Origin of the sequence: Bacillus sp. FSL K6-4563, assembly GCF_038630405.1 — a bacterium.
Lineage (GTDB): Bacteria > Bacillota > Bacilli > Bacillales > Bacillaceae > Bacillus > Bacillus pumilus.
On record NZ_CP152030.1, the window covers coordinates 3,159,103 to 3,171,208 of the forward strand.

Here is a 12,106-nt window from a genome sequence, read left to right on the forward strand (position 1 = left end):
TAACGTGATGTTATCGGCTTTTTGATTAGCGAATATATTGCGCTGGATTGACTGCATTTGATTTTGCGCCATTCCATAATCCTTTATGAATTTCAAAATGGAGATGCTGACCATGTGACTGGCCTGTATTACCCATATATCCAAGGAATTGTCCTTGCTCGACTCTCTGCCCTGTGGACACACTTCTTGTAGATAGGTGGGCATATACCGTTTGATAGGTCTGTCCATTGATATTATGCGTAATGAATATCACATTCCCGTAGCTCGATGAGTAGCTTGAGTTCGTGACTGTTCCAGATGCAGCTGCGACGACAGATACTGTGCCTTTTGCTGCAATATCTAATCCGAAGTGGTTTCCGCCAGAACGTCCGCCAAAGCCAGATGAGAATCGGCCAGCAGCTGGTTTAATAAAGCCTGAGCTGCTTGCTGGTGTATCAGATATTTGATCTGAACCGCCACTTTGAGGTGTAGGTGCACTTTTTTCAGCAGCTGCTTGTTCTGCTTTCTTTGCTTCTTCCTTTTGGCGGCGTGCTTCCTCAGACTTCACAGCCGCTTTTTGGTTCGCTAAAATTTCTTGTTCATTTTCAAGTTTGCCTAATTCATCATGGGCATGGTTCTTTTTATCTGTTACATTCCCTAAGATTTTTTCTTTTTCTTTTTGCTGTTTAGACAAATCCTTTTTCAACTCTTCTAGCTCTTTCAGAGATGTTTCAAGTCCACTTAGCTGATTATTTAGCTCTGCTTCTTTTTGCTCCACCAGCTTTAAATCATTTTCATGTTCTGTAATCATGTCTTTGTCTGCTTCAACAATGGTTGTAACAGCTCCAACACGACCGACAAAATCACTAAAGCTGCGAGCACCCAGCAGCACATCTAAATAGTTGATCGTACCGCCGCTTTTTTGCATCGAACGAATTCGATCTTTGAAAATAGCTTTTCTTTTTTCAATTCGATCATTGATGACTTGAATGTCTTTTTTTAGTTTCTTGATCTCTTGCTTCGTTTGTTTGACTTCTTTTTCTTTTTCTGCGACTTTTTCAGTTGCAGCACTTACCTTGTGGTCAATCTTTTCAATTTCTTTTTTGAGCTTGGATTCTTTCTTTTCAAGCTTAGCTAGCTCTGATTTCTTTTTCTTCAAAGTTGATTCAGTCTTTGATGTTTTCTCTTCGATTTGTTGACGTTTTTGATCTAGGTCTTCGTATGCGAATGCACGATTCTCGTTCCCTGGAATATATAGCCACGTTGTTCCAATAAACGCTGCCATTCCAGCCATCATCAGCTTTCTTTTCAAAACGATATTCCCCTCCTATGACAACTGCCTGCATGAAGAGTCGACCGGATGAATCGGTTCAACCGGTCACACCTTCTATCAAACTCTCGAGTGCTGCCATCAAAAATAGATTTATACTTTTAAGAATTTACGGATGGACGTCAAGCTTCCCCATACACCAATGATTGCACCGATCAAAAGAAGGACCAGTGAAACTTGATAGACAAACGGGTTATATGGAAGCATGGAAATAAATGAGCCTTGTACTCTCGGTGCCACCCAGCCCACTGCATATTGATATGTGCCAAGCAGTAGAGCAATCGGTATAATGGAACCAAATACACCAAGCAGTAATCCTTCAATGAAGAATGGCCAGCGGATAAACCAGTTCGTTGCACCTACGAGCTTCATAATCTCGATTTCTTTACGTCTAGCAAAAATCGTAATTTTGATCGTATTAGAGATCAAGAACATGGCTGTAAATAAAAGCCCAATAATGAGCGCAATCCCTACATTCCGCGCCACTCCAACCACATTAAAGAGTCGGCTGACTTCTTCTTTTCCGTAGGTTACTTTATACGTACCTTTTAGGTTTTCTAATTTCTTCGCTACTTTTGGTGTATCGTGTGGATCTGATGTTTTCACAATAAACGCATCGTTTAATGGGTTTTCTTGATCAACAAGTCCCATGGATTGTCCATTTTCACCAAAGCTTTTAATCAGCGCTTTTAGTTCGTCATCTTTAGATGAGTACTTGACATCACTGATTTCAGGAATCTTATCAATTTCTGCTTTTAATTCATCCTGCTGCTTTTGATTCGCCGTTAATTCGATTAACACTTTTACTTCTACTTCTTTTTCAGCGTTCGATGCCATGTTGTTCAAGTTGAGCATAATCACAAGAAAAACCCCAACTAAAATCAATGTGACAGTGACCGCACTAATTGATGCAAATGTCATCCACGTGTTTCTTCCAAGTGAACGGAAGCTCTCACGTAAATGCCGCGAGAGAGTTTTAATCATAAATGCCGTACTCCCCTCTTGCTTCGTCACGCACAATCATTCCATCTTCGATTGCGATGACGCGTTTCTTCATGCTGTTTACAATCTCTTTGTTATGTGTCGCCATGACGACTGTTGTTCCTCGGTTATTAATCTCTTCGAGTGTCTTCATGATTTCCCAAGATGTGTCTGGATCAAGGTTTCCTGTTGGCTCGTCTGCAATGACTACCTCAGGACTATTCACGATCGAACGAGCGATAGATACACGCTGCTGCTCACCGCCAGACAGCTGGTCAGGAAATTGTCGTGCTTTGTGCTTGAGCTGTACCAAATCAAGTACATCCAGCACTTTTTTCTTAATGATATGAGGCTGTTCCCCAATGACTTCAAGAGCAAATGCCACGTTCTCAAACACTGTGAGGGTTGGAAGTAGTTTGAAATCTTGGAATACTACGCCAATTTCTCTTCTTAAGTAAGGGATTTCTTTTTCCTTAATCGAGCCTAAATCTTTGCTATTAATTAAGATTTTCCCTTTGGTTGGCTTCTCTTCACGATACATCATTTTGATGAAAGTGGATTTACCAGCACCACTGGGACCAACAACATACACAAACTCTCCTGGGTGGATAGAGACATTGATTCCATTGATCGCCTTTACACCGTTAGAATAGATCTTGTAGACTTCCTTCATTTCAATCATGTAATCACCTAATCTTTTCTTATTGCTGACTAACAGCTTATCATGATGTTTTGACACTTATCGTCAAAAAACGTTATGTATGGTCACGCACATACCCTTCGATACGTACAAGCAATTTATGTCCTTTTCATCCAAAAAGATGAAAAAATTGAATCGTCTAAATTTCAACAACTCCAATTATACGTCATGAATCGACGCAATGGTATTACATTTATATTTCAAAACTTATCGTTAAAAGGTAAAAACAACATTTAAAACCGAAAAACATGTCTTTTTACCCTTATTTTTTAAATAAAACTTAATATAATACGTTTTCATACTATCCAAAAGTCTTTTTCTACATATAAAAACAAAAAAACCTTGTCGATTAGACAAAGGTTTTATTTTTTCTCTGCAAGCCATTTTGCTACTTCTTTTGCTTGCTTCTCATCTACCATTCCGCTTGGCATAGAGCCTTTACCATTCTGTGCAATATCTGCAATTTGGCTTTCATTATATTTCTTCCCTACTTCTTTCAGGCTTGGTCCGCCTCCGCCAGATAGGTCTTTCCCATGACAGCCAATACAGTTTTGCTGATAAATTTCCTCACCACTGCTCACAGTTGAAGCACTTTTGCTGCCTTCTTTGTCACTGTCACTGCTGCTTGAATTTCCTCCACAAGCCGCAAGAACAAGAATCATCGCTGCAAACAGCATCATTAATCCGCTCTTTTGCATCAATTTCCCTCCCTTACAATCATTTGGTCAACGCTATTATATCCTTGTTTAAGCCCTTTTAAAACCCTCACCAAGCACCTCTTTTGCATCCATTACGATGACAAATGCTGATGCATCGATTGCTTTCACCACTTGTTTCAACTTTGTGAATTGTGACTGTCCAACGACACACATTAGAATTGGACGGTCATGATCGGTATATCCTCCGACTGCTGAGATTTTTGTGACACCACGGTCAATTTGATCAAAAACTGCCTGTCTGACTTCATCCTCATGCCCTGTAATGATCATCGCCATTTTCGAATGACTGAAGCCGGCCTGTACGACATCAATCGTTTTACTTGAAATAAACACACCAATGACAGCGTACAGTCCCTCTTCAATCCCGAAAACAGTCATCGCAGCCAGAACGATTAGGCCATCCATCATTGCTAAACAGGTACCAAGCGTGAGGCCTGTATATTTATTGATGATTTTGGCAGCGAGCGCCGTTCCACCTGTTGACCCATTTCCAAGGAACACGAGCCCTATGCCGATCCCAATCACCACTCCGCCAAAAATAGCTGCTAAGAGTGCTTCATGTGTCACAGGTGCAATATGCCTTGTGACAAACACCATCAAAGGTAAGAAAATAGAGCCAACGAGCGTTTTCACGCCAAATGTACCGCCTAATAAATAAAAGCCAGCGATAAACAGCGGAATGTTGAGCCCCCACTGCACATATGCCGCCTCAAAGCCGAATGACTGCATAATCGTACTAATCCCGCTCACACCACCTGCGGCAATCTGATTCGGTAATAATAACGTATTAAATCCAATCGCCACAATGGCTGATCCAATTAAAATGAACAAGTAATTTTTTGCTTCAATCCATAATTGTGAATGTCCCTGCTTCATGTCTGTCTTCCTCCGTTACTTCTGAATGCACACCTATTTTAAGCCCTCCAATTATGAATGTAAATAACAGCCAAATGCAGTGCTAATGGATTAATACTTTATCACACAAACGGATCAGCGTGCTTGCCGTTTGGCATAGGAGCAAATGATGGTATATTTAATATGTACATGAGAAAGAAGGGACATGCGATGAAGAAAATACTGAAGATCACAGGCATTTCATTACTTGCACTGATCATTTTGGCTTTTGGTGCTTTCTATACATGGAGCCGCTTTACATACGGACCATCTGCCGCTTTAAAAAAGCAAGTGAACATCGAGCAAGTGGAACATAAAAACGACGTATATACATTTGCATCAACTAAAAGCGATACGGGCATCATTCTCTATCCAGGAGCAAAGGTAGAACCACTTTCGTACGCCTATATTGGGAATGAATTGATGAAAAAAGGCTATTCTGTCTTTATCCCTGACATGCCATTTTCGTTTGCGATTTTTCATACAAATAAAGCACAAGATATCATAAAAGATCATCAAACGATCAAACACTGGTATATTGGCGGTCATTCACTAGGCGGAACAGCCGCCGCTATGTTTGCAGAAAAAAACCAGCGCCAGCTCGACGGTCTTTTTTTCCTTGCGTCTTATCCAGCATCAGATGAGCTGAAATCATCCTCCTTGAACGTACTCTCTATATCAGGTGAAAAGGATGGACTTGCGACACAAGAGAAAATCAAGCAATCGAAAACAAATTTGCCGTCTCAAACCGTTTATCATGAAGTAAAAGGCGGGAACCATGCTCAGTTTGGCATGTACGGTAAACAAAAAGGTGATCAGCCAGCGGACATTCCAGCCCTCACACAGCAAAAGGATATCGTTCAGACGATGCTTGGATGGCTAAAACCAGCAAAAAAGCTCCATAAAGAAGACAAAGGGCTAAAATAAAGATCATTTTAACCCTTTGTCAACAATCTAAAGCTTCCGTAATGGGGGCTTTTCATTTTCACTTTTTCGTCGCTTCTAAAAACTCTTCAGCGTCTTCTACAGCGAGGCTAATGGCTTCCTCCCAAAAGTCTTTTTGGGTAAGATCGACACCTAAGTGCTTAAAGGCCAAATCTTCTACTGACATTGAAGCTGTGTCCTTTAATAATGCAATGTACTTTTCTTCAAACGAAGTACCAGCCTGCAAGGCCTTTGCATAAATTCCTAGTGAGAACATGTAGCCGAATGTGTACGGGAAATTATAAAACGGTACACCTGTGATATGGAAATGCAACTTAGACGCCCAGAAATGCGGATGGTATTCATCTAAAGAGTCACCAAAGGCTTCTTTCTGCGCTTCTACCATCAGCTCATTCAACCGATCCGCCGGCACTTCTCCTTGTTTACGCTCTTCATAAAAACGCTGTTCAAATAAGAACCGAGATTGAATGTTCATGAAAAATGCTACACTCCGCTGCAGCTTATCCTCTAACAAGCTGAGGCGCTCCTCTTCATTTGCCGCTTCTTTCAATGAAGCATCAGCCACAATCATTTCTGCGAATGTCGACGCCGTTTCAGCTACATTCATCGCATATTTGCGATTAAGAATGCGAACATCCTGCATCACTTCCTGATGGAACGAATGACCAAGCTCATGCGCAAGTGTCGCCACATTGGATGGACTGCCTGAGAAGGTCATAAAAATGCGGGACTCTCCGCTGTCAGGGAAATTTGTACAAAAACCGCCTACTCGTTTGTTCGGGCGATCCTCAGCTTCTACCCAACGCTCATTAAAGGCCTTTTCTGTAAAAGCAGCAAGCTCTTCTCCAAATCCAGCGAAATGCTTCACAATAAAAGCAGCTGCTTCCTGATACGGATAAATCTTGGTCTCACTGCCAATAGGAGCCCCAACATCAAACCAGCTTAGCTTATCCACTCCAAGCATGTCAGCCTTTCGATGTAAATAATCAATGAATGGCTGCTTATGTTCATCAATCACAGACCACATGGCATCAAGGGTTTCTTGTTTCATCCGGCAAATATCAAGCGGCTCTTTTAAGATATGATCCCAGCCTCTTGCTTCATATACTTGCAAACGAAAACCTGCCAAATGATTGAGCGTGCTTGCAAATAGATGTTCGTCCTGCGTCCATGCATGCTCTAGGTTATGATAAACAGCCTTTCTGACTTCACGGTCTGAATCATCCATCACATTTTCCGCTTGGCCGACAGAGATCATCTGCGTTTCACCATGTTGTTCAAATGGAATCGTAATCTTATTCACTAAGCTAGAATAAAGCTCATCCCATGCATGGTAGCCATCTACGGCTAGCTTTTGAATCAATGTTTCTTGTTCAACAGGCAATTGATCCTTCACGCGTTCTCTGCGTTCATTTAATATGTAGCGAACATCTGAAAAGGCCTCTGAATTCATGAGATCCTCCCATTTTCCAGGAGAGATGGCAGCAAGCGCCTGATCAAACAGCGCAAGAATGGTACCTAAATCAGCTTCCAGCTTAGCAATCGTACCTCGAAGACTGCCAGCCTTCATATCCTTTGTATTTTGAGATTGAAGACAGGAAACAAATGAACCTGCTTGAGACAGTTTTTTATATGTGGTTTCATACGTGTCAAGGACAAACGTTAATTTGCTTTCAATGTGTGTATCTTCTTTTGAAAAGGCATCGACCTTTTGTCGTAATTCATCTAATAGCTGCTGAATGTGTTGCAAGTATGTTTTAAATTCTGGTGAAGCGCTGCCTCCTTTAAAAAAGGCATCTAAATCCCACGTCTCTTGTAATGTTGTTAATCCCAAAATATTTCCCCCTTTATTTGCTAATTTCATCATACAAAGGATATAGAGTCAGTATGGCGTATGTATTCCTTTATATTCATTATATTTTCTCACAATAAAAAAAACCCGGCAAGAAGCCGAGTTTTTATGATAATTTCGAACGTAAGTAAGCATCGATAAATGAATCTAAATCTCCATCCATGACCGCTTGAACATTTCCCATCTCCGTATTGGTTCGATGGTCTTTCACAAGAGAATACGGATGGAATACATAAGAGCGAATTTGGCTTCCCCAGCCAATTTCTTTCTGCTCTCCTCTAATTTCATCCAATTCAGCCTGCTGTTCTTCGATCCGTCTTTGATAAAGTTTCGATTTCAGCATTTTCATCGCACGTTCTCTGTTTTTGATTTGTGATCTTTCTGTTTGGCATGTCACCACGACATTGGTTGGAATGTGTGTGATACGAACGGCAGAGTCAGTCGTATTGACGTGCTGTCCACCTGCACCGCTTGCTCGATACGTATCCACTTTGATATCTTCTGTTCGAATATCAATATCGATTTCTTCATTGAACTCAGGCATGACATCACAGGAAACGAAAGAAGTATGTCTACGGCCAGATGAATCAAAAGGAGAAATACGAACCAAACGATGGACCCCTTTTTCTGCCTTTAAGTACCCGTATGCGTTATGCCCTTTGATGAGCAATGTCACAGACTTAATTCCTGCTTCATCACCAGGAAGGTAATCAAGCGTTTCAACCTTAAAGCCTCTGCGCTCTGCCCAGCGAGTATACATTCTCAGAAGCATAGAACCCCAGTCCTGTGATTCAGTACCGCCTGCGCCTGGGTGAAGCTCAAGGATGGCATTGTTTTTATCATATGGTTCACTTAAGAGAAGCTGCAGTTCAAAGTCGTTAAATTGCTTAGTTAAGTTCTTCAGCTCTTTCTCAAGCTCTACATGAAGCTCCTCGTCATAATCTTCCTTTAACAGGTCATGTGTCATTTGCAGCTCTTCATGAGATTCACTGAGCTCATGGTATGAATTCACATTATCCTTTAGTGCATTGGCTTCATTGATGACGCCTTGTGCCTTTTGCTGATCATTCCAAAAATCAGCCTCTGACATGGTCGCTTCGAGTTCTGCAATTTTGGCTTCTTTTGTTTCGAGGTCAAAGAGACCCCCTAAAATCAGCTAGCCTGCTAGCCATATTTTCAAGCTCTTGTCTAATTTCTACTAATTCCATATCCTTCACCTCATAGATGTAGGGCTGACATGAATAGAAAGAGGTTTTCACCTCTTTCCATTACTTATTCTGTCTTCCCATGACAATTTTTATATTTCTTGCCGCTTCCACAGTGACATGGTGAGTTTCGACCAATGTCTACGACTTTACGTACTGGCTTCTTTTTGACTGTCTTCTCCTCATCACCCTCTTGAGGCTGATGAGCTGTTGTTTGACCTTGAACGACTTCTTCACGTTCTAAGTTGTTTTGGATTTCTGATTTTAAGACATATTTGGCCACATCATCTTCGATTGAAGCGACCATGTGCTCAAACATCGCAAATCCTTCCATTTGATACTCACGAAGCGGATTTGTTTGTGCATACGCACGTAAATGAATCCCTTGACGCAGTTGATCCATTGCATCGATATGATCCATCCACTTTGAATCCACCGCACGAAGAACGATGACTTTTTCAAATTCTCGCATTTGTTCGTCGCCATATGTTTCTTCTTTTGCATCGTATTTTTCTTTAATACGATCCATAATGAAGGAGGTGATTTCATCTGCTTCTTTACCGTAAATATCCTTGACCGAAATGGCTCCTTCATCTAAATAGTTCGTGTTGATTAATTCAACAAGACCATCTAGTTTCCACTCTTCTGGAAGCTCTTCTTTCGGCGTATAAGAACCAACAGCGCGCTCAATTGAAGACTGAATCATATTGATCACAATCGATTTTAAGTTATCAGAATCAATGACTTCAAAGCGCTGCTTGTAAATCACTTCACGCTGCTGACGAAGCACATCGTCATATTGCAGAAGCTGTTTACGGGAATCAAAGTTGTTCCCCTCAACGCGTTTTTGAGATGATTCAACGGCTTTAGACACCATTTTACTTTGGATAGGCGTAGTGTCATCCATGCCAAAGCGGTCAAGCATGGCCATCGTACGCTCTGCACCAAATCGGCGCATCAATTCATCTTCCATGGAGAGATAGAATTGGGTAATCCCTGGGTCTCCTTGACGACCAGAACGTCCACGCAGCTGGTTATCAATACGCCGTGATTCATGACGCTCTGTCCCAATTACAGCTAGACCGCCAAGCTCTTTGACGCCTTCGCCAAGCTTGATGTCCGTACCACGTCCTGCCATGTTGGTCGCAATGGTGACGGCACCCTTTTGACCAGCCTCTTCAATAATTTGTGCCTCACGCTCATGGTTTTTCGCATTTAACACTTGATGAGGAATCCCTTTATTTTTAAGCAGCTTAGAAATAAGCTCAGACGTCTCAACCGCTACTGTTCCGACAAGCACTGGTTGCCCTGTCATATAGCGCTGCGCAACATCTTCAGCCACTGCTTTAAATTTACCTTCCATTGTGCGGTAAATTAAATCAGGTCTGTCATCACGAACCACTGGTTGATTGGTCGGGATTGTCACAACCTGCATGTTGTAAATGTTACGAAATTCTTCTTCTTCCGTTTTCGCTGTACCCGTCATACCAGAAAGCTTTTCATACATGCGGAAGTAGTTCTGGAACGTAATCGTTGCAAGGGTCATGCTTTCGTTCTGCACTTCGAGACCTTCTTTTGCCTCAATGGCTTGATGCAGACCTTCACTATAACGGCGTCCTTTCATTAGACGTCCTGTGAACGAGTCAACAATAACGACTTGACCTTCTTCAACGACATAATCCACATCTTTTTGCATCGCAACATGTGCCTTTAGCGCCTGGGCGATGTGATGGTTCAGTGCGACATGTTTGACATCAAATAAGTTTTCGATGCCGAATGCTTTTTCCGCCTTCGTCATTCCACTTTCTGTCAGCTGTACACTTTTTGTTTTAATATCGTATGTGAAATCATCTTCTATTTTTAATGTACGAACAAATGCATTGGCTTGAACGTAAAGCTTTGTAGATTTCGCAGCTTGTCCAGAAATAATAAGAGGTGTTCTCGCTTCATCAACTAAGATGGAGTCAACCTCATCAATCACGGCATAATGAAGCGGTCTTTGAACCATTTGCTCTTTGTAAAGCACCATGTTATCTCGTAAATAGTCAAAGCCAAGTTCATTGTTTGTAGAATACGTAATATCAGCAGCATATGCTTCTCTTTTTTCATCTTTGTCTAAGCTGTTTAAGTTTAAGCCAACCGTTAAGCCAAGAAACTCAAAAATCTTGCCCATTTCCTCTGCATCACGGCTTGCCAAATATTCGTTGACTGTCACAATGTGGACGCCTTTTCCAGAAAGAGCATTTAAATAAACAGGCATTGTTGAAGTCAACGTTTTACCTTCACCTGTTTTCATCTCAGAGATGTTGCCTTCATGAAGCGCGATCCCCCCCATGAGCTGCACCTTAAATGGGAACATTCCTGTCACGCGGCGTGATGCCTCGCGAACCGTTGCAAATGCTTCAACCAACAGGTCATCCACGGATTGTCCTTTTTCAAGTTTTTCTTTAAATTCGTTCGTTTTATTTCGTAAAGCCTCGTCAGATAATTTCTCAAAATCTTGAGCAAGAGCTTCAATTTCATTTGCTTTTTTTTCATATTTGCTGATCGTACGTTTCGTAGGATCAAACACTTTGTTTAAGATTCCAAGCATATAATAACGCTCCTCTATTTCATGCAATTTTTCGGCATGTCCAAAAGATTGACAGGTCCATATTTACCTGCATTTATCATACCATACCTTCCTTCATTTCCAAAGAATTTGCAATGATTTCGCACAAAAAACCCGCCCCTCATGGAGGGAACGGGTTTACTTTTTTTAGGTTGTTTTTAGATCTGATTAAGCGTTCGGCTCAATCAGTCCATATTTTCCATCATTTCGGCGATAGACCACATTGGTCAAATTTGTCTCAGCATTTGTGAAGACGAAGAAACTATGACCTAACATGTTCATTTGAAGGATGGCCTCTTCGCTATCCATCGGTTTTAAATTGAAACGTTTTTGTCTGACGATTTCTGTTTCATCAATTTCTTCGTCATCTTGAACAGCTACATCAGCCGTCCCATTTCCTCCAGCAAATAAGTGCTTTTTGGCACCTTGTTCGCGGAATTTACGGTTTACTTTTGTTTTGTGTTTTCGAATTTGACGTTCTAATTTACTGGCTGCTAGGTCTACTGCATTGTACATATCTTCATTATGCACCTCAGCTCGAAGTGCTAGATCAGTCATTGGAATGGTAACCTCAACTTTAGATTCTTGATCATTGTAAAACTTCAAGTTCACGTTGACTGAAGCATCTACGTCTGTCTCAAAATAACGCTCCAGCTTTCCAATTTTTTTCTCGACATGATCTCTTAGTGCAGGTGTTACGTCGATGTTTTCTCCTCTGACATTGTAATTCATGTAAAGAACGCCTCCTTTAAAATTAAGGATATGTAAACCTATTTCTACTTTTCCCTCCTTTTCTCCTGCTCAAACGTAAAAAAAATGTGAATTTTTATTGAAATTTGTCGAATTTTGCGGTGCATCAACTGTTACTTGATAGGTGATGAATATATATT

10 protein-coding genes are annotated in these 12,106 nt (G+C 41.2%); 1 reads left to right on the forward strand and 9 read right to left on the reverse strand.

Going from position 1 to position 12,106, the window contains the following annotated elements; translation table 11 throughout:
* Positions 1-25: 25 nt before the first annotated feature.
* The 5 genes from MHH54_RS16135 to MHH54_RS16155 form a co-directional block, all read right to left on the reverse strand.
* Positions 26-1,291 (reverse strand): M23 family metallopeptidase, encoded by a 1,266-nt coding sequence (locus MHH54_RS16135; protein WP_050944327.1) that lies wholly within the window; start codon positions 1,289-1,291, stop codon positions 26-28.
* A 111-nt stretch (positions 1,292-1,402) separates the two neighbouring features.
* Complete coding sequence (gene ftsX, locus MHH54_RS16140; protein ID WP_034620145.1) at positions 1,403-2,293, reverse strand: permease-like cell division protein FtsX; 891 nt, start codon at positions 2,291-2,293, stop codon at positions 1,403-1,405.
* Positions 2,286-2,972: a cell division ATP-binding protein FtsE gene (gene ftsE, locus MHH54_RS16145; protein WP_003213646.1), complete on the reverse strand. Its 687-nt coding sequence runs from the start codon at positions 2,970-2,972 to the stop codon at positions 2,286-2,288. Before ftsE ends, ftsX begins: the two co-directional genes overlap by 8 nt.
* A gap of 380 nt (positions 2,973-3,352) precedes the next feature.
* Entirely contained in the window at positions 3,353-3,688 is a 336-nt protein-coding gene (cccB, locus tag MHH54_RS16150) for a cytochrome c551 (RefSeq protein WP_003212771.1), read from the reverse strand.
* 48 nt (positions 3,689-3,736) lie between these two features.
* Complete coding sequence (locus tag MHH54_RS16155) at positions 3,737-4,585, reverse strand: YitT family protein (protein WP_003212797.1); 849 nt, start codon at positions 4,583-4,585, stop codon at positions 3,737-3,739.
* A 189-nt stretch (positions 4,586-4,774) separates the two neighbouring features.
* Here MHH54_RS16155 and MHH54_RS16160 point away from each other — a divergent pair, with 189 nt between their 5' ends.
* Complete coding sequence (locus MHH54_RS16160; RefSeq protein WP_342500428.1) at positions 4,775-5,530, forward strand: alpha/beta family hydrolase; 756 nt, start codon at positions 4,775-4,777, stop codon at positions 5,528-5,530.
* A gap of 58 nt (positions 5,531-5,588) precedes the next feature.
* On the opposite strand, the gene MHH54_RS16165 is transcribed toward MHH54_RS16160, so the two are convergent.
* The 4 genes from MHH54_RS16165 to raiA all read right to left on the reverse strand — a co-directional run bounded on the left by MHH54_RS16165 (position 5,589) and on the right by raiA (position 11,948).
* Positions 5,589-7,382, reverse strand: a complete 1,794-nt coding sequence (locus MHH54_RS16165; protein ID WP_342500429.1) for a M3 family oligoendopeptidase — start codon at positions 7,380-7,382, stop codon at positions 5,589-5,591.
* Between the two features lie 124 nt (positions 7,383-7,506).
* Positions 7,507-8,608, reverse strand: a protein-coding gene (gene prfB / locus MHH54_RS16170; protein ID WP_106030063.1) for a peptide chain release factor 2 whose coding sequence is annotated in 2 segments (ribosomal slippage) — positions 7,507-8,535 and positions 8,537-8,608 — 1,101 coding nt in all. Because the reading frame shifts where the segments join, the coding sequence is not laid out codon by codon here.
* Positions 8,609-8,672: 64 nt separating this feature from the next.
* Complete coding sequence (gene secA / locus MHH54_RS16175; protein ID WP_106030064.1) at positions 8,673-11,198, reverse strand: preprotein translocase subunit SecA; 2,526 nt, start codon at positions 11,196-11,198, stop codon at positions 8,673-8,675.
* 186 nt (positions 11,199-11,384) lie between these two features.
* Entirely contained in the window at positions 11,385-11,948 is a 564-nt protein-coding gene (gene raiA, locus MHH54_RS16180) for a ribosome-associated translation inhibitor RaiA (RefSeq protein ID WP_003213481.1), read from the reverse strand.
* Between the last annotated feature and the right edge of the window lie 158 nt (positions 11,949-12,106).

Bases quoted from the DNA above. Each gene is read 5' to 3' on its own strand.
- ftsX (WP_034620145.1), bottom strand. From the start codon at position 2,293: ATGATTAAAACTCTCTCGCGGCATTTACGTGAGAGCTTCCGTTCACTT.
- ftsE (WP_003213646.1), bottom strand. From the start codon at position 2,972: ATGATTGAAATGAAGGAAGTCTACAAGATCTATTCTAACGGTGTAAAG.
- cccB (WP_003212771.1), bottom strand. From the start codon at position 3,688: ATGCAAAAGAGCGGATTAATGATGCTGTTTGCAGCGATGATTCTTGTT.
- MHH54_RS16155 (WP_003212797.1), bottom strand. From the start codon at position 4,585: ATGAAGCAGGGACATTCACAATTATGGATTGAAGCAAAAAATTACTTG.
- MHH54_RS16160 (WP_342500428.1), top strand. From the start codon at position 4,775: ATGAAGAAAATACTGAAGATCACAGGCATTTCATTACTTGCACTGATC.
- secA (WP_106030064.1), bottom strand. From the start codon at position 11,198: ATGCTTGGAATCTTAAACAAAGTGTTTGATCCTACGAAACGTACGATC.
- raiA (WP_003213481.1), bottom strand. From the start codon at position 11,948: ATGAATTACAATGTCAGAGGAGAAAACATCGACGTAACACCTGCACTA.